22 protein-coding genes and 1 tRNA gene are annotated in these 20,337 nt (G+C 59.7%); 7 read left to right on the forward strand and 16 right to left on the reverse strand.

What is annotated here, in order from left to right; all coding sequences use genetic code 11:
- Window positions 1-77: 77 nt before the first annotated feature.
- The 3 genes from ACMYR2_RS10255 (at window position 78) to ACMYR2_RS10265 (ending at window position 3,681) form a co-directional block, all read left to right on the forward strand.
- The gene (locus ACMYR2_RS10255; protein WP_347264282.1) at window positions 78-653 is read left to right on the forward strand and encodes a beta-1-3, beta-1-6-glucan biosynthesis protein; all 576 of its coding nucleotides are present in this window, start codon (window positions 78-80) and stop codon (window positions 651-653) included.
- A gap of 177 nt (window positions 654-830) precedes the next feature.
- On the forward strand, window positions 831-3,500 hold the full coding sequence (locus ACMYR2_RS10260; RefSeq protein WP_416192875.1) for a glycosyltransferase: 2,670 nt from the start codon (window positions 831-833) through the stop codon (window positions 3,498-3,500).
- 105 nt (window positions 3,501-3,605) lie between these two features.
- Window positions 3,606-3,681 (forward strand) — tRNA-Lys (locus tag ACMYR2_RS10265).
- A gap of 167 nt (window positions 3,682-3,848) precedes the next feature.
- Here ACMYR2_RS10265 and ACMYR2_RS10270 read toward each other — a convergent pair.
- Entirely contained in the window at window positions 3,849-4,055 is a 207-nt protein-coding gene (locus tag ACMYR2_RS10270; protein WP_416192876.1) for a hypothetical protein, read from the reverse strand.
- A gap of 203 nt (window positions 4,056-4,258) precedes the next feature.
- Window positions 4,259-4,675 (reverse strand): hypothetical protein, encoded by a 417-nt coding sequence (locus ACMYR2_RS10275; RefSeq protein ID WP_416192877.1) that lies wholly within the window; start codon window positions 4,673-4,675, stop codon window positions 4,259-4,261.
- A gap of 548 nt (window positions 4,676-5,223) precedes the next feature.
- Between ACMYR2_RS10275 and ACMYR2_RS10280 the strand changes: the two genes are divergently transcribed.
- On the forward strand, window positions 5,224-5,898 hold the full coding sequence (locus tag ACMYR2_RS10280; RefSeq protein WP_141382990.1) for an outer membrane protein: 675 nt from the start codon (window positions 5,224-5,226) through the stop codon (window positions 5,896-5,898).
- Between the two features lie 259 nt (window positions 5,899-6,157).
- On the opposite strand, the gene ACMYR2_RS10285 is transcribed toward ACMYR2_RS10280, so the two are convergent.
- The 12 genes from ACMYR2_RS10285 to ACMYR2_RS10340 form a co-directional block, all read right to left on the reverse strand.
- Window positions 6,158-6,379 carry a hypothetical protein gene (locus ACMYR2_RS10285; protein ID WP_416192878.1) on the reverse strand — a complete coding sequence of 74 codons (222 nt, stop codon included), beginning with the start codon at window positions 6,377-6,379 and terminating at the stop codon, window positions 6,158-6,160.
- A complete protein-coding gene (locus tag ACMYR2_RS10290) occupies window positions 6,376-8,271 on the reverse strand; it encodes a hypothetical protein (protein ID WP_416192879.1) in 1,896 nt (631 codons plus the stop codon). The genes ACMYR2_RS10285 and ACMYR2_RS10290 overlap by 4 nt, the downstream gene beginning before the upstream one ends.
- Window positions 8,271-9,350 (reverse strand): hypothetical protein, encoded by a 1,080-nt coding sequence (locus ACMYR2_RS10295; RefSeq protein ID WP_416192880.1) that lies wholly within the window; start codon window positions 9,348-9,350, stop codon window positions 8,271-8,273. The genes ACMYR2_RS10290 and ACMYR2_RS10295 overlap by 1 nt, the downstream gene beginning before the upstream one ends.
- Window positions 9,347-9,529: a hypothetical protein gene (locus ACMYR2_RS10300; protein WP_416192881.1), complete on the reverse strand. Its 183-nt coding sequence runs from the start codon at window positions 9,527-9,529 to the stop codon at window positions 9,347-9,349. The genes ACMYR2_RS10295 and ACMYR2_RS10300 overlap by 4 nt, the downstream gene beginning before the upstream one ends.
- The gene (locus ACMYR2_RS10305; protein ID WP_416192882.1) at window positions 9,526-9,876 is read right to left on the reverse strand and encodes a hypothetical protein; all 351 of its coding nucleotides are present in this window, start codon (window positions 9,874-9,876) and stop codon (window positions 9,526-9,528) included. Before ACMYR2_RS10305 ends, ACMYR2_RS10300 begins: the two co-directional genes overlap by 4 nt.
- Window positions 9,854-10,447, reverse strand: coding sequence for a hypothetical protein (locus tag ACMYR2_RS10310; RefSeq protein WP_416192883.1), 594 nt, complete (start codon window positions 10,445-10,447; stop codon window positions 9,854-9,856). The genes ACMYR2_RS10305 and ACMYR2_RS10310 overlap by 23 nt, the downstream gene beginning before the upstream one ends.
- Window positions 10,444-11,430 (reverse strand): hypothetical protein, encoded by a 987-nt coding sequence (locus ACMYR2_RS10315; RefSeq protein ID WP_416192884.1) that lies wholly within the window; start codon window positions 11,428-11,430, stop codon window positions 10,444-10,446. The genes ACMYR2_RS10310 and ACMYR2_RS10315 overlap by 4 nt, the downstream gene beginning before the upstream one ends.
- Window positions 11,431-11,507: 77 nt before the next feature.
- A complete protein-coding gene (locus tag ACMYR2_RS10320; RefSeq protein ID WP_416192885.1) occupies window positions 11,508-12,965 on the reverse strand; it encodes a hypothetical protein in 1,458 nt (485 codons plus the stop codon).
- 175 nt (window positions 12,966-13,140) lie between these two features.
- Window positions 13,141-13,362, reverse strand: coding sequence for a hypothetical protein (locus tag ACMYR2_RS10325; RefSeq protein ID WP_416192886.1), 222 nt, complete (start codon window positions 13,360-13,362; stop codon window positions 13,141-13,143).
- A gap of 194 nt (window positions 13,363-13,556) precedes the next feature.
- Window positions 13,557-13,781 carry a helix-turn-helix transcriptional regulator gene (locus ACMYR2_RS10330; protein ID WP_416192887.1) on the reverse strand — a complete coding sequence of 75 codons (225 nt, stop codon included), beginning with the start codon at window positions 13,779-13,781 and terminating at the stop codon, window positions 13,557-13,559.
- 129 nt (window positions 13,782-13,910) lie between these two features.
- A complete protein-coding gene (locus ACMYR2_RS10335; RefSeq protein ID WP_347264453.1) occupies window positions 13,911-14,546 on the reverse strand; it encodes a hypothetical protein in 636 nt (211 codons plus the stop codon).
- Window positions 14,546-15,817, reverse strand: coding sequence for a tyrosine-type recombinase/integrase (locus ACMYR2_RS10340; protein ID WP_416192888.1), 1,272 nt, complete (start codon window positions 15,815-15,817; stop codon window positions 14,546-14,548). Before ACMYR2_RS10340 ends, ACMYR2_RS10335 begins: the two co-directional genes overlap by 1 nt.
- 341 nt (window positions 15,818-16,158) lie before the next feature.
- Between ACMYR2_RS10340 and ACMYR2_RS10345 the strand changes: the two genes are divergently transcribed.
- Window positions 16,159-16,359, forward strand: coding sequence for a twin transmembrane helix small protein (locus tag ACMYR2_RS10345; RefSeq protein ID WP_347264451.1), 201 nt, complete (start codon window positions 16,159-16,161; stop codon window positions 16,357-16,359).
- A gap of 198 nt (window positions 16,360-16,557) precedes the next feature.
- Here ACMYR2_RS10345 and ACMYR2_RS10350 read toward each other — a convergent pair whose 3' ends face one another.
- Window positions 16,558-17,703, reverse strand: coding sequence for a PcfJ domain-containing protein (locus tag ACMYR2_RS10350; RefSeq protein WP_347264450.1), 1,146 nt, complete (start codon window positions 17,701-17,703; stop codon window positions 16,558-16,560).
- Window positions 17,704-18,127: 424 nt separating this feature from the next.
- Here ACMYR2_RS10350 and ACMYR2_RS10355 point away from each other — a divergent pair, with 424 nt between their 5' ends.
- Together ACMYR2_RS10355 and ACMYR2_RS10360 are read left to right on the forward strand one after the other, a co-directional pair.
- Window positions 18,128-18,478: a hypothetical protein gene (locus ACMYR2_RS10355; protein WP_347264449.1), complete on the forward strand. Its 351-nt coding sequence runs from the start codon at window positions 18,128-18,130 to the stop codon at window positions 18,476-18,478.
- Between the two features lie 17 nt (window positions 18,479-18,495).
- The gene (locus ACMYR2_RS10360; RefSeq protein ID WP_347264448.1) at window positions 18,496-18,993 is read left to right on the forward strand and encodes a hypothetical protein; all 498 of its coding nucleotides are present in this window, start codon (window positions 18,496-18,498) and stop codon (window positions 18,991-18,993) included.
- A gap of 190 nt (window positions 18,994-19,183) precedes the next feature.
- Here ACMYR2_RS10360 and cysK read toward each other — a convergent pair whose 3' ends face one another.
- Window positions 19,184-20,161 (reverse strand): cysteine synthase A, encoded by a 978-nt coding sequence (cysK, locus tag ACMYR2_RS10365; protein WP_347264447.1) that lies wholly within the window; start codon window positions 20,159-20,161, stop codon window positions 19,184-19,186.
- Between the last annotated feature and the right edge of the window lie 176 nt (window positions 20,162-20,337).

Here is a 20,337-nt window from a genome sequence, read left to right on the forward strand (position 1 = left end):
GCGCCTCGCCGCATTGGGGACTAATTTGCCCGTCATTGCGGGCAGATGGTGCGGCGGGCAAGAGTCGGGGGACTTTCATGCGTCGGATGCTGTTTGGATTCGAGAAAGCGTTGTGGCGTGGCCTTGCCGTTCCCGGCTTCGCCTTACTGTTCGGCATCGGTGGAGCGATCGCGCAAAGCGGCGATCTGCGAGCCCAGGATCAAAACAAGCAGGCGGCGGAAAACGGGACAAACGCGGCTGACGGGGCCAAGGACAGCAAGCGTAAAACCGACGAGTTCGTCGAAGCCGCCCGCGTCATCGACGGTCCGGCGGGAAATCCGGAATGCGTCTGGCTCGGCCGCCGCGTGGTTGTCCTGATGTGGCGCGACGATCTGGATACGGCGTTCCGCCACCTCGATCTCTATGATCGCTTCGGATGCCCCGGCGGTCACGTCCAGGCGTCATTCCGTTGCCTGGTCAGGTTCGGACCCATCGACCCCAAGGCGCCCGATGCACTGAGCGGCCGCGTTCATGCCTGCTGGATCAATCCGGACGCGCAACCGTCCGGGCCGGATTCCGCGGCCTCCCCGCCGGCGGGTCACTCCACCCCCGCGCCCGCAACTCCGGCGCCGCAGCAACCAGCGCCCGCTCCCGCAAACCCGAAGAAAAAGTAACTGCCGCTCCGCTAGGAACAGTTGCCGATTTCTGGGATCACGCGGAACCGCCTTCAAAACGCCACGGCACCATACGAGTTGTTAATTATGTCGCAGAATTATGTCTGCTAATGTGTCGGTCGGACCCAGGGGCAGGTCCGCGTTTCTGGCAGGCAAGCCCCTTATGGTTTAGTCGCGATGCGCGCCGTCGTCGCCGTTTTTCTATTTGTGTCCGCCGCACATGCTGCGCTCTGGGGAGTTCTTCAGGACAAACAGTCAGCACCCGACTTCAAGGGGGTTCTGACCAGCCTGTCCTACGCGCCCTTTGAAGGCGCCGCGCATCCGGACGTCGATAATATCCCGACTGTCGAGAAGATCCGGTCCGACATGAAGGCGCTGGCGCCCCTGACCCGCGCCATCCGACTGTACTCGTCGACAGGCGGCGTGGAGCTTGTGCCCCCCCTCGCCAATGAAGTCGGCCTCAAGGTCATGGTCGGCGCGTGGATCGATAAGTTCGTCGAGCGCAACGAACGCGAGATGCTCGCCGCCATCGATCTCGCCAAACACAACGGCAACGTCAACGGAATCGTCGTCGGCAACGAGACGATCTATCGCGGCGATCAAAAGGTTTCAGATCTCATCAAGCTCATTCAGCGCGTAAAGGGCTCCGTCAATGTGCCTGTTACGACAGGTGAAATCTGGAATATCTGGCTGGAGCATCCTGAACTTGCATCGTCGGTCGACTTCATCGCCGCGCACATCCTGCCCTATTGGGAAGGCTTTTCGAGCAAGCAGGCCGTCGATCAGGCTCTCATCATCTATCAAAAATTGCGCGACGCCTTTCCCGGCAAGCGGATCGTGATCGCCGAGTTCGGCTGGCCGAGCGCCGGATATAACCTCCGGAACGCCGATCCCGGTTCTTTCCAGCAGGCGGTCACGCTGCGCAATTTCGTGACCAAGGCCCAGTCGATCGGCATGGAATACAACATCGTCGAAGCCATCGACCAGCCATGGAAGTTTTTCGAAGGCGGCGTGGGCCCCTACTGGGGTATCCTCAACGCGGATCGCGAGCCCAAATTTTCGTGGAGCGGTCCCGTCGTTAATGAAGCTTACTGGAAGCTAGCCGGCATCGCGCTTCTGATCGGCATCCTGCTATCGCTGCCGATCCTGCGGCTTGTCCGTCCCACGCCGATGCAGACCCTGATGCTGTCGGTCGCCGCCAACGGCGTCGGCGCCTGGGTCGCGACGGTCTTCGCCTACTGGACCACCCATTACTTCGTTTTCGGTTCGGCTCTCGCGCTGACGCTTGGATTGACTCTGCTTGTCCCGCTGATCCTGATCGCGATGGCGCGCATCGAGGAGATCGCGACCGTGGCGTTCGGCGAGCGCCCGCGGCGGTTGATTACCAGGGAGGCGGCGGCGGCCGCCCAGGCGGCCAGCGACGCGCCGCTGCCCAAGGTCTCGATTCACGTGCCGGCTTATTTCGAGCCGCCCGAGATGCTCAAGCAGACGCTCGACGCGGTCGCGCGCCTCGACTACCCGAATTTCGAATGCGTCGTGATCATCAACAACACGCCCGATCCCGCCTTCTGGCAGCCCATTCAGGATCATTGCCGCGCGCTTGGCGAGCGGTTCAAGTTCATCAACGCCGAAAAGGTCGAGGGCTTCAAGGCGGGAGCGCTGCGCATCGCCATGGAGCGCACCGCCGCTGACGCCGAGATCATCGGCGTCATCGATGCCGACTATGTGGTGCAGCCCGACTGGTTGAAGGACCTGGTGCCGGCATTCAACGATCCCAGCGTCGGCCTGGTTCAGGCGCCGCAGGATCACCGCGACGGCGACCGCTCGTTGATGCACTACGTCATGAACGGAGAATATGCCGGCTTCTTCGACATCGGCATGGTCCAGCGCAACGAAGCCAACGCGATCATCGTCCATGGCACGATGTGCCTGATCCGCCGCGCCGCGATGGACATGGCGGGCGGCTGGGCCGGAGACACGATTTGCGAGGACACCGATCTCGGCCTTGCGATCGCCCAGCATGGCTGGGTCACGCATTACACCAACACCCGTTACGGCTACGGCCTGCTCCCCGATACGTATGAGGCCTTCAAGAAGCAGCGTCATCGCTGGGCTTATGGCGGCTTCCAGATCGTCAAGAAACACTGGCGCCGCTTTCTGCCGGGTGCGAGCCGCCTGTCGCAGGACCAGAAACGCGAATTCACCCTGGGCTGGCTCAACTGGCTCGGCGCCGAAAGCCTGGGCGTCGTGGTTGCAATCCTGAACCTGATCTGGGTGCCGATCGTCGCCTTCGCCGACATCGCCATCCCCGACAAGATCCTGACATTGCCCATCATCGCCGCATTCATCGTGTCGCTGCTCCATTTTCTGGCGCTGTACCGCCTTCGCGTGCCGATAAGGACGGCGCAGATGCTGGGAGCGATGGTCGCGGCCATGTCCGTGCAGTGGACCGTGTCCCGTGCGGTGGCGCAGGGGCTCATCACGGAACACCTCGCCTTCGCACGGACATCAAAGGGCGGCCTTTCGCGGATGTCGATCGAATTTCAGGCCTTCTGGGAGGCGGTGATTGGCGTCCTCCTGCTGGTCGGAGCGGCGGTGCTGATCGCCTCCAACCAGTACAAGGAAGTCACCGAGATCTACATCTTCGCGGGCGTGCTCGTGCTCCAGAGCCTGCCGTTTCTGTCGGCCGTCGCCATCGCCATCCTTGAGATGTCGCGCATCAACCAGTTTTCGTTCTGGCGCAATGCGCGTATCCGCAGCGCCGAACTGATCGGGCTGCGGCCGGCACCGATGGCAACAGGCGGGTCGTCGCCCGTCGGTTCCGAGATTCAGCGCGAGACAAACTGATCCCAGCCATTATTCGACACTCGCCAGGCTGCAATGTACGTTATCGGGCGCGGAGACCGGCGCTATTGACCGGCGCGGACTGGCCCCCTACACAGCGCGGCATGTGAGCGCGTAGCTCAGTCGGTAGAGCACGTGACTTTTAATCATGGGGTCGAGGGTTCGAGTCCCTCCGCGCTCACCATTGATTATAAAAGATAATTTGTGATCTTCGGTTCGATTTTCTGCCGATCAAAATCTTACCTGCACACAATATGCACACGGGTGAAGGCTTTTCCTCAAAAGTGAGGGAAAGTCCGTCCTCCAATGGAGGGGGTATCCTCAAAATTGCGGATACCCCCTCTCCATCCTTCAAACGACCGTGCAGCCCATCGACGTCAACTGCGCCTGTAGCCGGTCAATCAGCCGGTGTGCGCGGTCTAGTTCGACCGTCAGATTGCGTTCCGATTGCTCGGCACGTTCAGCCCTTACGGTGGCAAGCCGCTCGCGATCCTCTGCCGCCATTCGGGCACGGGTTTCTCCGGCCATTCGGGCCTTAAGCTCTTTGCGGTCGATCATCGCGGCACCGATACGGAGGCGGCAATATCAATCTCCCCGCGCAGGACGGCCAAGGCTATATCTTTGGCTTCCTGATCCGCCTGTAGCCATGCGGCAACCAGCGCCAGATTAAGGGCTTGCGCGTCCGCTTTCCTCCATTCAGTCTCTGTGGACCCTGACGCCGGGTTGGCTGCCCGCTGAACATTGTGTGCTCGGACCATGGCCTAACCCACCACCATTAGAGGCGATGACGCCAACGTCCGCAGAAACTGGCCTGATGTGTCGGGAATGCACCCCTCGTCGTATTCCAGAAGCCACGCTACAGCGGCAGCAAGGCCGGCCATCGTGGTTGGGGCTGTAGATGTGAGCAGATCGGCAGCTTCTTCGTTCGCCTCGACCGCCGCATCCAGCCTGTCTTCAGCCTCTTGTGTGATCTCGCGCCCATCTCTCAGCGCCTTGACTTCGTCGACGGCGAGCGATGCGGCCACGAACTCTCTGAAAGCCGATCGATGGCGTTCAATGACCGCAAATATCGGATCAATCAGTTGCGGTGCTGCTGCGGCCGGCAGAACAGCGGCTGCAACCGCGCCAGATAGAAAGCCCCGTCTCGTCGTGGTAGGAATCGTCTCAGCCTGCGCCATTGGTGGCCCCTCTGGTTCGGGTTAGGGCCGGGTAGGAAGTTCGCGCTTCCTTCCGGCCTGATTTTACGCTATCATATAATCATGACTGGTCAAGATAAAAAGATAGCAAAAAAGCGCGGCCGTCCCGCGACCGGGACGAGTCCCACAGTCGGTGTTCGTGTTCCTCCCGAACTATCGGCTAAAATTGAAGCGTGGCGAGCGGAGCAACGGCCCATTCCGTCGCAACCCGAGGCCATTCGCCGGCTCGTGGAACAGGCTCTGAAGTTGCGCACCACAGAAGCTGATCCGGTTGGGAAGGAAAAGCGTCCATAGCCCGCATAAACGCCAACGCAAATTGTTTGGACACGAGACGGACATGTGCCTATTTATACGAGCCGGCAACCGTCCGGTCCAGGAATCGAGTCATCCTTGGCCCCGCCCTAGTAGGCGGGGCTCTTTTTTACTGTGCTCAGCGTCGATATTCCACCCGAGTGTGGCCGCCCCGCTACAGCAGCCTTGTGTTTTGTCTCTAGAATGCCAGTCATCGAATCTAACATCGAGGCTCCGTCATGAAAAAGATTCTTGTAACCGCCGCAGCTGTGCTGATGGGCGCGTCGGCTGCTTCCGCCGCTGATTTGGCGGCACGTCCCTACACGAAGGCTCCGCCCTACGTGCCACCAGCACCGATCTACAACTGGACCGGGTTTTATCTGGGTGGTCATATCGGTGGCGCGTTCGGTGGTCCGAACAATGCCCTCGCGCCCGGCTTCTTTACCAATAACGACGGCAGGTTCATGGGCGGCGGTCAGATCGGCTTTGACACGCAGTTCTCGCCGAACTGGGTCTTCGGCATCGAAGCCAACTACAGCTTCCTCGACACCGGCAGCTTCTTCGCCAACCGTGGTCTTGGATCGGTTACTGGTCGGCTCGGCTACACTTGGGGTCCTGCGCTGCTTTACGTCAAGGGCGGCTACGGATGGGCCGACTCGCGCTTCACCAACGGCTTCGCCGGCAACGGCGGCCGTGACGGTTACACCGTCGGTGGTGGCCTGGAATACCTGTTCACCCCGAACTGGTCGGGCAAGGTCGAGTACCAGTACTACGATCTTGGCAATGTAAACTTCGTCGGTCCGATCGGGGCTCCTGGCACGTTCCGCAACGACCAGCACACCGTCAAGGTCGGCCTGAACTATCGCTTCAACTGGGGCGCTCCAATGGGTGCTCCGCTTGCGCCGGGATACTGATCTAGTCAAAACGGATGTGAAGGCCGGCAAGTTTGCCGGCCTTTCTATTTTACTCAGGCGGGCGACGCGCATTCGTGACCGCGCCATTCGCCGCGCTGGTGAGCTTCTGAAACAGATTGAGCCGCAGCAGGGCGCTCGGAACGACATAGCAACTTCGGGTAGTCGCCCACCCGAAGTTACGCGGACAGAAGCAGCGCGGGATGCGGGAATGTCGCCGCATCAAGCGAAGCAGGCTATCCACTGCGCCGTGACATTGATCCTAATTCACCCTCGTCGCCGCCCGCAGTTCGGCAAGCGCCGTCTCTAGCAGTTCCCGCGTCGAATTAACGTCGCCCGCGTCAAGCAGATCGATCGCGCTCGTCAACACAAAGTCCACACCGCGAAACCCGTTCTGTAGATTTGCGATGTGCTCCACCACCATCGGCGGGACATCGTACCAGATAAAGGGATCATCGGTATCATTCCAAAGCGGCTCGCTCATCGGTCGCCCTCAAGGGTCGCGTTCGTCCCGAGAATGCCGCCGATCTTCGTCCGTTTCTTCAATGGCGCGGTCACACTCTCGGTGCGCTTTATGAAGCGCCCAATAGCATCGCGATCCTGCAATCTGGCCGGGCTCAGCAGCATGTCAGCAAGCACCTTGTCGGACCGTGAGCGGACGGTATCACGCACACCGCGCGATACGGCACCGACAGCAGCCGGGATGCCCTTCCTGACCGGAGCCGATAGCACGTCAAGGATCATCTCGCCGGGAATACCTGCCGCCGCGTCCTGTTCCGCCAGCCGCCGCGCCGTCGCGGAATTGCCGAGCGCCTGGCGTGACAGCGTGGAGAAGCCGGATTCCGCATCGAAAACCCGGCTCCACTTCTTTGCCAGATCATCGGTCGGCATCAGCGCGGCCACCTTCTGCCGCATAGCCCGTGAGTTGAGATATTTCGTCATGTCCGGCAGCTTCGCTGCGTCGTTCTCCATCTGCGCGCGGATCGCGTTCACCGCACCGATCCGGTATGCTTCACGGTCAACATCGCTAAGCTTGGCCAGCGTCGCCTTGACTTCATCAGCGGTAACGTTGCGCGTGATCAGGCTGCGACCTTCCTCGATCGCATCAAGATAGCGCGATGGTCCGGCCCAGGCGTTCCGCGCTTGGGCATAGGCCGGATTGACCGCATCGACCGCCGCCACAACCTTGTCGCGGACACCGCTGACAACCCGCGCAATGTTGCCATTGCCTGCGCGCCGTGCGGATTCAATCACGTCATCGGCCTGTTTCTTCCAGGCATCAATCACGGGCATCATCACTTCCTTGCCCGGCATCCCCTGCAAGCCGTATTCGCTCTGCAACGTCAGCTTGAGTTCGGGACTTTCAAGGATTTTCTTTCCCCATCCGCTCGCCGTCGCTTCCTGGAAGGTCTGAACAAGCGCGGGCGAAGTCGATACATCGAAGCTATACGCCTCGTCATAGAGCGGCTTGGACGCGCCCTTGCGTTCCGCGATCTTCTGTTCAACCGTTTCTGTCAGGTTGCGGTTAGCGCCGGTGAGACGGGACAGCTCATCCGAAAGGCGGTCAAGCTGCCCCTGTTGCCGCTCAATGAGCGCGGGAACGACCTTAGTCCGGCCTGCTCCCGGGCTTTGCGCGATGCGCTCCACAAGGCCGCGAACATTCTCACCGCCGGCATCAGCCAGCGACGCGACGCCGGGACGATCTTGCGCAAGATCAGCGGCGCGCGCGGCAAGCGATACAGGCGTGTCATCAGCATCACGCATCACCGCTCGCCCGAAGTCTGCCGCAGCCCGCCGCGTCGGGTCGAATGTTCCGAGAATTCCCTTGCCGATGTTGGCCGCGCCCTGCATCACATAGGGTGCAGTCGCACCGACCGCAGCGCCGCCGATGGCACCACCGGCCGCGCCCTGCATCCGATCAGCCAAGCCACCATCCGCCGCACCCGAGCCATAGGCCGCGCCGGTGCCCGCACCAATACCGATGCTGCGCGCCAGGAAGGGCAGCCGTGAAGCACCCGAAACCGCTCCAAGCAGGCCGGCAAACGGTGCGGCAGCCACTGCGCCACCGACGCCGCCGGCAATCTCGCCGGGAAGACGGATAGCAGGCGAGATAGCTTCATCTCGCGCCCTCTCCTGCCGCAGGTTGTCCTCATAGGTGCCGCTGCCGAAAAGTGAACCTGCCTTTGCCGCGAGTTCGTCGGCATACCCGAATGTGATGCCACTGGCGAGCGAGCGCACAACATCGTCCACCATGCCAAGCAGGCCGGCCGGCTTGCTCACCTGCGATCGCGCGAACGCGGCCTGCGCGTCAGACGCGGACGGAGCATCAATCTCGTAAGTTTCGCCCTTGGCAGTTTGAAATTCAAACGTCGCCATTACTCCACCTTCCGCATCTTGATCCCGTTGCCAAGATCGGTCCATCCGTCAGCGCTCGATCCTGATCTGCTACCGCTCTCGAAAGACAAGTGCTCGCGCTCAGGCCCCTTGCCCTTGCCGTGAATGATATCGAGGTAAGTGTTTTTGACGCGCCGCAGGTTGTCCTTGAACTGCTGCTCCGACTGCGATTGCTCAAGGGATCCGATCACTGACTGCAAAAGTTTGTTCTCATTCTCAGAAACCGAACCCAACGCGCCGCCAGTTGGGGAGGCCGCGCGCATGGCCTGCAGCTGATCAAAACCGGCATTAGCCTTGATAGTGGTCAGCAAACTGCCAAGGTCATATGAAGAAGTTCCGGGGATATAGCTCAACAAGCCGCCGGTCCCGCCAGTCACTGGCGTCCAACTGTCTTTCGTCAACTTCAGCGCCCGGTCGATATCCTGCACGACAATGTTGGCTTGCGTGTCCTTGCGCTCTCGCCCTTCCTGATCACCGAATGCTTTCTTGGTCTGCAACTTGCGCCATTCCTTCGGATCAACGCCGGGAGGGATGGCCTGCGGCGCACCAAACCTTTCGTCAAACGTAGCCACCTCTGTCGCTTGCGGCGAGGCCGGCTGTGCTGGCGTTATGGTCCGGCTGCTGGGATCGATCCAACCGTATTGCTTCTGCCCGAACTGGTCCTCACTGACTACACCATAGGACGGCTCTTTCGACTTCGGCCCGCTCAACTGTTTCCGTCGCTCGGGATCGTTCATGTCGATCATCCACGACGTGCCGTCTGAGAGGTCTTGCTTCTGCCAGTTTACCTCGCCCTTCTTCTGTCGTTCCGCGAAATGCGCGCGCAGCGCAACGGGGTCGCTCGCCAAATAATTTGCGGTGTTGGCGTCAACGCCCTGCGACTGCAACCATTCAACCGTATGATTGCGCTGCGCCTGCGCCTTCTGCGCCTGCTCACGCTTCGGCGCGTTGAACGCCATCATGCGGCCCGCCATCGCCATCGACTCTTGCGGCGTCGTGCCCATGGCAAACCCGGCCATAAGGTCACGAAGGGTCGGTGTAAGGCCTTCGAATCCGCTCATTGCGCCATCTCCCTGCACCGCTCATACAGTGCATCCACCAATTCAATATCTTTCGTTTTCGGCGCGCCACGCCAATAGGCCAGGTTCTGGACAGTCATCAGTTCAGCGCCGGAAATGAGCTCCGGGTGAGCCTTGATCGTTTCCAGCTTGCGAAACCATCCATCAGGAATGCTGTTCATTCGATTGTCTCCCCGATACGGGACGCCAGCATTTCAACGCGCTGCAATGTCTCCGCATCAAGAGACCATGGATTTGCACCGTAGCGCCGAAGGTTCCTGATCAATCGAACCTCAGCCGGATTGGTGATGGTCCTGCCAAGCTGGCAATGTAGGTTCGCAACTGTTTCTCTGAACTTCCGCCATTGCTCAAAATAGGCCGGACTGCCGACCGGCGGCGCGGCAATCCCAGCCTCGATATCATCAGCCAGACGACGTGCCGTCTCGGCTTCCGCCGCGAACGATGTCGAGGCCGCAAGCCTGCGCAGCTTGTCGGCGCGCATCCGATCACGCTGCTGATTTGCCGGCATGGGCTTTCTCTCTCCACTGCTTATCGATCGCTTCCTTTGCGAACCGCCATCCCTCAGCCTCTCTAACCGCGCTGCCGATATGCGCGTAAAGTTCATTGCTGAGCGATCGGACGAAGTTTGAGAGCGCGACAAACACTTCATGATAAAGATGCCCCGCTGACGGTGGCATTTCCGCTAGCCCCTGGATTCTTGTGATGCCAGAGACATTGCGCTTGACGGTGTTAAACTCGATCCCGTCAGCAAGGCGGTGGACGATGTATCGGAGCAGCGCATCCTTCGTGACTGGAAGTGCATCGATACCGTGCTTCGAACACCACTTCTCAAAGCATCTAAAATCAGACTGGTAATGAGCCTTCGTCTCGTCTGAGAGTTCAGCCTTCGTCTTGACCTTCAAGCCGAGCGCAGACAACCACTCTTCATGACTGACCGGCGTGTACGCCACGGCGATGCCAAGTTTGATAATCCGCTTCGCCTCCTTCTCCGGAAGCTCGATCTCTGAGCCGCGCAGCACCTTGCCGCCGTTCTCAACAAAGTAGTTTCGTTGCAGCTTGACGTGCATATCGGCCATCATCGATGTTTCACCTGATAGCGCACAGCATCCGCTAAAACCTGCTGAATGCGATGGTCGCGAAGGCTGACCGGCGCACCATTGCCGAGCGCAGTCAGTTCATCTTCCGAGAAGCCAATTTCCTTCAGATAAGAAACGCCGGCATGGTAGGCATCGCCGGCAGTATCGAGGGGCTTGCCCGTGATATAGCGCGCCGCGTCCACAACGACGCCCTGCGCTCGCGGATCAACCAATGTGATCCCGCCATTGCCGTTCCACATCTCAGCAATCTGAGCATCGCTCAAACCGCCCCGACGTAGCAGGTCCGTGACAGCCGGCAGCATGTCATCAGACCAGTCAGGATTGCGTCGACGAAACTCTGCATCGGAGTATGCCGCGCAAACTTCGAAGGCCGTGCGCCGAGCAGCTTCCGCTTGCTCGCATAACATGTTGATCGCCGGTAGAGCCCGCTGCAATTCCTTCTCACGGGCATCCCATTTCATTCGACCGATCGGATCGGTGTATACATCAGGCATGCCGCCAGGGAATTCGCTCGCACATTGCGCCACGAACTTCTGAAAGGAAGCGTACGCCATCTTTGCACTGTTTGCCGCCGTCTGCGCTTCAGCAAGAGCGCGCGCCTGCCGGTCAACGGCGTCCTGATCAAGAACAGGCTTGGCGATGTGCTGGCGGCTCGCTCTCGCCACAGGCTTCGCCTCCGGCTCGTCGCCAAAGCCAAGGCGGTCAAGCGCGCGATCAAGCAGCGCGTCGGCGTTATCTTCAGTCCTGGCAACCCGACGTTTCGGAGCAGGGTCAAGTCCCTCAAGGCGATCAACCGCATCGCTAAGGGCTTCTTCGGCGTTGTCGCGCGTGACGACGCGTAAGCGTCGAGACCCGGCCGGGCTGCTGCCCTTGCCGTAAGCGGCACGCTCAAAGACTTCTTCCTGCTCCGCTGGAAGTTGGATTGTGTCGAAAGATTCGACGTTATTGACTGCGATTTCGCCCATGGGGTCTCCTGAATCGATGAATGTAAATGTAACTTACATTTACATTAAAACCGTGTCAAATCATTATCTTGGGAATTTCAAACCATCCACCACGCCATTCGCTCCCGCGCCGCCTCGGCCGCCTTGATCCAAGCCGCCTCACGCTTCGGATCAGATGCCAGCCCCTGCTCTGCCAACGTCAGCGCGCCAGCAACCGCATTCGCCAAATCATCATGCGCCCCGCGCCCGTGGTCGATGCTGTCCTTGCCGGACCGTCCCGTGCGACGCTCAAGGCCGCACAACTGATGAACCAGCCGATCATTATCAAGCAGATCGCAGCCGCGAGAATTCAGCATCGGCAGCAAATCGCGATATAGATCGGACTTCGGGGCGGCCGCCGCCTCATAATAGATGCCCGCTTTTCGAAATTGCTCCGCGCACCACTCGCCGGCGTACTTGTCGCCCGTCACCCGCGACACTCGATAAGCTTTCAGCAGCGCGGCAAACTCCAACACTACCGCCTCCGGCGAGAACGGTGGCTTGACCTCACGAACAGCATCAAGGATCGCGGTCTTGCCCTCCTTATGGGCAATCGCCAGCGTCATCGAATCCGCCGATCCGCCGGACGGGTCCACAAAGCCGAGATAGCTATGCCCACGGACCGGAGGACGCTCTCGAACGCCGCTCTCGATGCAGGCCGCAACGATCTCACGGGACACGAAGTCCGCAATGTCGGTGCGAAACTGCCCCAGGTACTCCGCAGCCGCATACTCATAGTCACGCGCAAGCTCAGCATCGATGAATTCCTGCGATACGGTGTCGTTAAATGACCGGGTATCGCCATGAACGACCAGCGTCCGCGCATCATCCTGCCCGTAGCTGCCCTGGAAAGTCTCGAAAAGCACACCCTTCCTGGCATAGGGCGAACTTGCCATGATCAGCGGCCCACGGGTGCGGGCCATCGCCGGGCGAACTGCGTTGAGGATTTCGCGGTCGGGGTTCACGCTCGAATCCTCGAACCGCCAGAACGCTACCTCATCCGCCACAACGCCAATGGCGGACATACCGCGCAGGTTCCGAAAACTCGCCGGCCGAATTTCAAGATCAATCCGGTTCGTCAGGACGATGCTGTCAGCGGTGATGTTCTTCACCAGCTTGGCCAGCATCGGGACGTTGGTGAAAAGCGCGCTGGTGTAATCGAGCGCGATCTTCGCGGTGGACTGGCTTTGCGCCAGGAACAGCAGCTTGCCCCGATCGCCAAGCCCGAGAACGTCCGACCAATCGCACAGGGCCGCGAGGTACGTCGCCAGGCACGACATCGAAACTGTCTTGCCGCTGCGCCGGCCGGCAACGAAGCATAGTTCCTCAAACGGCCCCGTTGGCGCGCTGTCTCGCCCGGTGCGGGCCGTGAACATGGCAAGCTCGCCGGCCGTCAACAGCTCACCGCGAGAGGCGATCAAGAGGGTGCGCCATACCTGCCAACTGTCGCCGGCCAGCATCGAGCCGAGCAGGTTTGCATCCTCAACCGCCCGGCGCATCGTAAATAGCGGCTTCATTGCGGCGCACTCGCTGGGGCACCTACGTTGCCCGCTGGGGAGTTTTGAGCGGAAGCGACCACAACAGAAGCCGACGAGCTAGAAGCAACAGGCGACTCGCTGACGGCCCTTGCATAGGACTTCAGATCGGGAGTGACATCACGAGCGCGGCGCTGCCATCCGAGTATCGAAGGCGTCAAAACAAGATCGTAAAGCCAGTCCGGCGCATCAGCGAAGTTGAAATGGTCGAGTGGTTCGACGATTTCATACGATCGGCCATCAGCATTAATGGACGGCGGCGCGATGATATATCGTCTATGGTGAAGCCAACAGCAGGATCAGCAACGTGCTCGCCAATCGCTTTGATCTGGCAGAGCACGCAAAGGGTGCCGGGATCGACAACATCGATGCGCTTCATCGGCTGCCCTCCCCGAACAGAATCGGCGCGACAATTGCCGCCATGGCTGCGCTGATCGCGCAGCGCCGCGTCAACAAGGCTACTTGAAGCGAACGAATTGAGCGGCTATCTTCCGAACTGATCCCGCTGCTCAGCAGATCAGTATTCGGAAGACCCCGCCCGCCAGCGGGGTTTTCCTTTTGGAGGGACATGATCTATGCGACCTCCTTCACGTCGGAGGTTGATTTGCACTTCAGGCTGGAAAGCCAGGCGTCCAGGTCGTTAGGGTCATAGCGAACCACGCCGGCACGCTTGATGAAGATCGGTCCGCCGCCGTAGCAGCGCAGCTTATTCAAATAGCCTTCTGTGAATCCGGTATATGCCGCAGCGTTTTTGGTATCGAGCGGGGGGCGATGCTCGTTCTTTGGAGTGGAATCCATGTGGAATGTCCTCAGCTTTGCTGCCGAGAAAGCCCCACATCACGCAACGCTGGGGCATTCCTCGATAGCGGTGGTTACTGAGGGTAGGTTTAAGATGGCGGAATCTCCGTCGCTATTTGTCGATGGTCGTTATTTGTCGGAATTACTTTTCTCGACAAATAACGACAGGACTTCCCTACGCGCTCGGCGGCATGTATCGCGGCTTGCACCGAAAGTGGCCGCCATCGCTTCTTCGGTCATGCTCTTCAGATCATCCATGTCGTTGCGATTAACCATTTTCTCCTTTACCCGTTGAATGACGCGCTGCTTAGGACCGCGCTTGGCGGGGGATGACAGCACATCGGCTGTTCGCTCTTTCTGCTTGGGCCACCGCTTTTGAACATCAGGCCTTGAAACGAGTATGCGCGTGTAGACCACGCCGGCTGTATTGTGAGCCCGGTGGACTAGCCCGTCATCGCCCCGGTCCTCGTAAGTTAGCTTGATATCTTCCCATTCGAGCGGCTGGATTGGCACACGCTGTCCACCCGAAAGGCCAGTTGCCTGAATGCCGCCGGCTGCTAGCTCATGAATCAGCAATGCACGGGCTCGCTGAATTTCAACGTTAGCCTTAAGATCGTCATCTAGCCACACGTCCTCTAGATTGCATTTCCACAAGGGCCCCGCAGCAAGAGGCGTAGGGTTTACAATCCAGATGCAAGCCATCCCGATAGACCACCACGGCATCAGCATTGCATCTTCAAGATTCCCTATTTTCTTGCCGTCCATCACGCCATCTCCCGGTCGAAGTGCACAACATTATCGGTCGGCGGACTGAGAATGATCGCCACAAGGTCCGCCAGCCTTTGGAACGCCTCCCGCTTTTCATCGAGGAATGAGTATCGATCATAGGTACCCCGCACGCCGGCAATAACGTGCCCCATGGCGCGCTCGGCATGATCCTCTGGCACCTTGGCGCGGCTCATCAGAGTTCGCGCGGTCCGGCGCAGATCGTGCAGCGTCCATCGCGGCATCTTCGCCCTGCCCTCTGCCTTGCGCCGCTTGGTGATCTCGGCATCAAGGCTAGCCTTTGCCTTGCTGAACCCGCTAAACGGCCGCGCACCATCGGTAGTCGAGAACACGAACCAGTTATTGCCCTTGAACCCCTGCGGCTTGGTGCCGATCAGGGCTTTCGCAGCCGCCGGCAGCGGGATGACGTGATCCAGCTTATTCTTGTAGCGCTCGCCTGGAATGGTCCACAGATCGCCCTCAATCTCGGCGGCGTTCATGCTGGCGGATTCGTTGCGCCGCGTCATGGTCAGCAGCAGCATTTTGACATAGCGCGGATAGCAGGACGGCACATCGGCCGTTTCCAGCGCCTGCCAGATATCGCGGATTTCGTCGTCGGTCAGGACACGTTGCCGTGCCCGTTCTTTGGGCTTGGTCCGCGCCATGCCCCGGACGATCGGTGACAGAAAGTCGTCATCCCGCGCGGCCTGCCAATTGAACGCCTTGCGGACATGGGCCAGAACCCGATCCGCCATCACCGGCCCGGCCTTGTCCTCAACCGCGTCCAACATCTCCACGATCTGACGGCGCTTCAATTCATAGATGGAGGTTTCACCGATCCGGGGGCGGACGTAGCGATCAAAGGCGGACGTTATTTGATCCTCGCTTCGGAGTTTGCTGGCGTGACGCTTCACGAAGTCGTCCAGGATTGCGTTGACGGTATTCGAAGCAGCCCGGCCGACCTTGGCAGCTTCAGCCTTGGCGGTCGCCCGTTCCGCCGATGGATCGCGCCCGTCTGCAACCTCACCCGCCCGCTTCTTGGCGAGGGTGCGCGCCTCGTCAGGCGTGATTGATCCCATGATCCCCAGGCCGTGCCACTTCTGCTTGCCGGCCGCATCTCGGTAGCGGTAACCGAATGTCACCTTGCCGCTGGACAGCTTGCGAGCGACAAAGCCTCTGATCTCGCCATCCGCAATGATCTCACCGGCGCGCATCTTGTCCACCCGGCTCTTGCTGATCTTGCCCTGCACCCTCGCCGCCTCCGTGCACATAGAAAAATCACGGGGTCATGGTGCACACACAATGCACACGGAGCAAGGTAAATCGGCGGGATTAGTCAGAAAGTGTGGGAAAGATACAGAAATGTCCACACTACAACGGCTTATGGCAATAATGAGAGAAAAACGAATAATTGCAGAGGCTTGAATCCGATCAGCGGACATAACTTTTAATCATGGGGTCGAGGGTTCGAGTCCCTCCGCGCTCACCATCAAAACATGCACCTTTCAGTGTCGGGCGTTCCGGAGAAATCTCCAAAACTCAGCTTTATGGAACCCCTCGCCTCCCACGCGGTTAGCCAGACTGATCGGGCAGCGAGACCGAGGCATCCGGCATGACAGAGTTCCTGAGCCAGGTTTTGGTGCCGATCGCTGTGGCGTCCGTCGCGGCGGTCCTCATACTGGGCCTCGTCAACATGATGCGCGGCGGCAATCCCTGGCGCTCGCAATACCTGATGCAAACGCGGGTTGTGCTGCAGTTCGTTGCGATCGTCTTGGTCATGATGGCCATTTGGTCGATGATGGGCCGGCAATAGATTGTTCACGGCCCCTGGAACTATATGCCTCCCGGCGCATTGCCCGTGCCGGACGGCCCTTGGCCGGGTACCGTCCGGCTTCACTTGATCTGGCCCGCCTCCTCTCGCGTTGGCGGGCCTTTTGTTTCGAGTTCTGATCAGGACCGGCCCTACGGACAAGCTCATTGGAATGAACCGCCCGATCCGCGTGACGGCCGCTCAACCGGCGGCTGCGGTATCCTCGTTCAGACCCGAGATAAACGCCTGTATCACCTTCTCAACGTCTGGCGAGACGTCGGCGTTGTACGGCCCCTTGGTCTGGATAAGCTTGTAAGGAGAGCGCTTGCGGGCAGGCAGTTGAAGAAACTCACCCGACGCAAGCAGGAATCCTGACTTGCTGATCTCGAAGGTCGCGACGCGCTGGCCATCCTTGCGCACCGAAAAAATCCGGCTGAAACCGCGTATGACATTTCCGGCGTAGCTCGCCACGCAATGATGCATGTCCGCGCCCTCGGCGTGAAGCACCGCGCCTGACTGAAGCGCTACAATTTCGTACCCGCCGATGATCCTCCTGCGCGGGAGGTCTCCATAATCGATGACATCGTTCCAGCCGATCTTGTGGGTCAGAAGGTACGCCTTCTCGCTGCTGGCCCTTGCGAGTTCATCGTGCCACTCGATCGCCGCCCGGTAAGCGCGCTCGTAACTCCAGCGCCGGTTGAACCGGTCGATATGAAAGGCCGCATAATCAGCAACGGACGACGCCTGATCCAGAAGACCACCCGCCGTGCTTGCCGCATGCTCGCCCATCGCGCACACCGCCCATTCGAAAAGTGCCTTGGCGCTCTGTTGGCGCCGACACATCGTCTCGGACCACTCACCGAGCGCGCGCAACCAGTTGTGCTGCTTGCGGATCGCGGTGGGAATCGCCTGTGCCAGTGGCGAGGGCGGGATGTCGCACAGGTTCTGAATGATCTGATACTCGGTCGGACCGGCGCGAAACGCTTGCCCTTTGAGCGCACGCAGGGGGCGGATCAATCCATAGGACTTCAAAAGGTCGCGCAATTTCGGGCGATCTTGAATGGCCGCGTGCCAGTCCTGCTGGACAAATTCCCGTTCGCTCGGGCGGAAACATTCCATGCCCTGCGCGGCAGCGACGACAAGGACCGGAGCCTGCCTCAGATAATCGATCGCGAAAGGTTCGACCACCACCATGCTCACGGCAGCAATGGCCAGCGGCTTCACCGCGTACATACTCTCGGCTTCGCGCGCACAAGCCTGAACCCACGGCTCATCCCGCAGCAGACCCGTCGCCGCAAACTCGGGAGCCAGCCATTGCAGCAGGCTTCTCTGTGCATCATCCTTCATGCGAGGACCTTGAGCATCGCAACCAGAAGCCCTGACCTTCCACTCGGCCTCCCGACCGGTCAAATATATTCTCTCTCCTTCGAAGCAACGCGCTGGCCCCCATGGTTGAATGCCAAATATCCCCAGGAGACGCCGCCATTTTTATAGATCAGTTTCCTCACCAGAATCTGGTTATTGATCAGGAGCCTTGAAATCGGATAAACTTGGAATCGGTTGCCCACGCAAACACGGGCTTCTTGGAACATCGCCGGGATTGACACGTAATGCGTTGAATTATTTAGTGATTTGCTTATATTGAGCGAGACGCTATCGGTGCGCGGACTGATCCGGCGGAGGCCCATCGGCCCCCGACCTGTCTTGTCGCTAATTTCGGACACAATCTACCGGAATAACGCGGCGAGCACGAAGATTGAGGAATTTGTTCATGCACCGCACCAACACTTATGCTTTTCTTTTTTCAGGTGTTCTGATTGCGGGCCTGGCCTCACCGGCGCTTGCGGGAAACACCTATGACGGGCTTTGGAATGTCAAGATCGTCACCAAGACGGGCAGTTGCGACCCGGTGGCGCAGTATCCCCTGATGGTTACCAACGGCAAGGTTTCGGCGGGAAATGCCGACGTGACCGGCAGCGTTGGAAACCAAGGCTACGTGAAGGTATCGATTCGTGGGGCTTATGCCAACGGACAACTCAACGGCAACGTCGGGTCGGGTAAATGGAACGGAGCGTCCGGGGGGATTCCTTGCAGTGGCCGATGGGAAGCTTCGCGTCAGTAAATAACAGGATGATACAAATGGGATTCGGGGGGATCATGTCACGAGGATTGTCCACTACATGCGCGTTAGGCGCAGTGGTGATGCTGTCGATGTCGAGCAGCCTGGCGGGGGCTGGCCCGTTTGAAGGTTTGGCGGGCATCTGGACTGGACGTGGCACGATACAGCTCGAGGATGGCTCGACCGAAAAGATTCGGTGCAAGGCTACTTACGCAGTCAGCGGCGATGCCCAGGGTCTCAATCAGACGCTGCTGTGCGCCAGTGACAGCTACAAGTTCGAACTCAAGAGCAACGTGCTCGCCCGCAATGGCGTCCTGTCCGGGGACTGGCGCGAAACCAGCCGCAATGTTGGCGGAACCCTCGAAGGGCGTGCCGGTAACGGCCAGTTCAACGTCGACGTCACCGCTCCCGCATTTACGGCGAAACTCAAACTGAAGACGAACGGCAACCGACAGGACGTGGTTATCAGTTCGGACGGGCAGTTCAAGGGCGCCAGTATCTCACTGTCCCGCTCCTGATTTCAGACGCGATCTTCAGACGATGGCCTCGTTTCTGATTCAGAAGCGAGGCCATCGTTGTTTTGCCAGAGCGGTTTGCATTTCGACGGAAACACCCTGTTCCGTCATGGCCGGGCTTGTCCCGGCCATCCACGTTTTTTTGGTTGAAGTTCCGACGACGTAGATACCAGGACGCGGCAAGAGACTCCTGTCAGATTCCCTCGAACAGCGCCGTGGACAGATATCGTTCCGAAAACGATGGGACGATGGCAAGAATTGTTTTGCCTTCGCTTCCGGGCCTCCGGCCGATGGCCAGCGCCGCCGCAATCGCCGCACCCGACGAAATTCCGCCGGGAATGCCTTCGCTGCGCGCCAGGGCACGGGCGGTTTCCAGCGCCGTGGCGCTATCGACTTTCACAACCTCGTCAATGGCGGAGCGGTCCAAAATCTCGGGCACGAAACCCGCGCCGATCCCTTGAATCCTGTGCGGCGAATGCCGGCCCCCCGACAGTACCGCGCTCTCTTCGGGTTCGACCGCGACAATGCGCAGCGACGGCTTACGGGGTTTCAGGGCCTGACCGATCCCCGTGATGGTGCCGCCGGTGCCGACGCCAGCCACGATCCAGTCAATGTTCCCGCCGGTATCGTTCCAGATCTCTTCAGCCGTGGTACGCCGGTGAACATCGGGGTTGGCGAGGTTCTTGAACTGCTGCGGCATTACAGCATGCGGAGTGGTGCGCACCAGTTCCTCCGCCATGGCGATCGACCCTTTCATGCCTTCCGCCGCCGGCGTCAGAACGATCTCCGCTCCCAGAAAAGCCAGCATCTTGCAGCGTTCCGTCGAAACCGATTCCGGCATCACCAGTTTCAGGCGGTAACCGCGCGAAGCCGCAACAAAGGCCAGCGCAATGCCGGTGTTTCCGGAAGTCGGTTCGATCAAAACAGTGTCCGCATTGATCTTGCCGGCATCTTCCATCGCCCGGATCATCGCCGCGCCGATACGATCCTTCACGCTGGTGGCCGGGTTAAAGTATTCCAGTTTGGCCAGGACGGTCGCGTTCACGCCGTGCTGCTGCGGCAACCTGCGCAGGCGAACGATCGGAGTGTCTCCGACCGTATCGACAATGCTGTCGAACACACGACCTCGGCCGGCATGGTGCGGTGCTTCGTTATTCGGCTTGGTATCCATGTCAGCGTCCTTCAGTCATGGGTTGAATGCTCATCCACATAGCGTTTTCGCGCGAAGTGGAATCCGGTTCGCGTGAAGAAAACGCGTCAAAACATAAAGATAGAGTCCTTCACCGTTTCCATGAAGCGGTGAAGGACTCCAGCGTGTCGGCCAGGCGCCTGGCGGCAGAAATCGTT

It is taken from the genome of Nitrobacter sp. TKz-YC01 (genome assembly GCF_047824785.1).
Classification (GTDB): Bacteria; Pseudomonadota; Alphaproteobacteria; order Rhizobiales; family Xanthobacteraceae; genus Nitrobacter.

Bases quoted from the DNA above. Each gene is read 5' to 3' on its own strand.
- ACMYR2_RS10330 (WP_416192887.1), bottom strand. From the start codon at position 13,781: ATGGATTCCACTCCAAAGAACGAGCATCGCCCCCCGCTCGATACCAAA.
- ACMYR2_RS10255 (WP_347264282.1), top strand. From the start codon at position 78: ATGCGTCGGATGCTGTTTGGATTCGAGAAAGCGTTGTGGCGTGGCCTT.
- ACMYR2_RS10260 (WP_416192875.1), top strand. From the start codon at position 831: ATGCGCGCCGTCGTCGCCGTTTTTCTATTTGTGTCCGCCGCACATGCT.
- ACMYR2_RS10270 (WP_416192876.1), bottom strand. From the start codon at position 4,055: ATGATCGACCGCAAAGAGCTTAAGGCCCGAATGGCCGGAGAAACCCGT.
- ACMYR2_RS10355 (WP_347264449.1), top strand. From the start codon at position 18,128: ATGCACCGCACCAACACTTATGCTTTTCTTTTTTCAGGTGTTCTGATT.
- ACMYR2_RS10275 (WP_416192877.1), bottom strand. From the start codon at position 4,675: ATGGCGCAGGCTGAGACGATTCCTACCACGACGAGACGGGGCTTTCTA.
- ACMYR2_RS10290 (WP_416192879.1), bottom strand. From the start codon at position 8,271: ATGGCGACGTTTGAATTTCAAACTGCCAAGGGCGAAACTTACGAGATT.
- ACMYR2_RS10280 (WP_141382990.1), top strand. From the start codon at position 5,224: ATGAAAAAGATTCTTGTAACCGCCGCAGCTGTGCTGATGGGCGCGTCG.
- ACMYR2_RS10340 (WP_416192888.1), bottom strand. From the start codon at position 15,817: ATGTGCACGGAGGCGGCGAGGGTGCAGGGCAAGATCAGCAAGAGCCGG.
- ACMYR2_RS10335 (WP_347264453.1), bottom strand. From the start codon at position 14,546: ATGGACGGCAAGAAAATAGGGAATCTTGAAGATGCAATGCTGATGCCG.
- ACMYR2_RS10320 (WP_416192885.1), bottom strand. From the start codon at position 12,965: ATGAAGCCGCTATTTACGATGCGCCGGGCGGTTGAGGATGCAAACCTG.
- ACMYR2_RS10300 (WP_416192881.1), bottom strand. From the start codon at position 9,529: ATGAACAGCATTCCTGATGGATGGTTTCGCAAGCTGGAAACGATCAAG.
- ACMYR2_RS10285 (WP_416192878.1), bottom strand. From the start codon at position 6,379: ATGAGCGAGCCGCTTTGGAATGATACCGATGATCCCTTTATCTGGTAC.
- ACMYR2_RS10305 (WP_416192882.1), bottom strand. From the start codon at position 9,876: ATGCCGGCAAATCAGCAGCGTGATCGGATGCGCGCCGACAAGCTGCGC.
- ACMYR2_RS10345 (WP_347264451.1), top strand. From the start codon at position 16,159: ATGACAGAGTTCCTGAGCCAGGTTTTGGTGCCGATCGCTGTGGCGTCC.
- ACMYR2_RS10360 (WP_347264448.1), top strand. From the start codon at position 18,496: ATGGGATTCGGGGGGATCATGTCACGAGGATTGTCCACTACATGCGCG.
- ACMYR2_RS10310 (WP_416192883.1), bottom strand. From the start codon at position 10,447: ATGATGGCCGATATGCACGTCAAGCTGCAACGAAACTACTTTGTTGAG.
- ACMYR2_RS10325 (WP_416192886.1), bottom strand. From the start codon at position 13,362: ATGAAGCGCATCGATGTTGTCGATCCCGGCACCCTTTGCGTGCTCTGC.
- ACMYR2_RS10315 (WP_416192884.1), bottom strand. From the start codon at position 11,430: ATGGGCGAAATCGCAGTCAATAACGTCGAATCTTTCGACACAATCCAA.
- ACMYR2_RS10350 (WP_347264450.1), bottom strand. From the start codon at position 17,703: ATGAAGGATGATGCACAGAGAAGCCTGCTGCAATGGCTGGCTCCCGAG.
- cysK (WP_347264447.1), bottom strand. From the start codon at position 20,161: ATGGATACCAAGCCGAATAACGAAGCACCGCACCATGCCGGCCGAGGT.
- ACMYR2_RS10295 (WP_416192880.1), bottom strand. From the start codon at position 9,350: ATGAGCGGATTCGAAGGCCTTACACCGACCCTTCGTGACCTTATGGCC.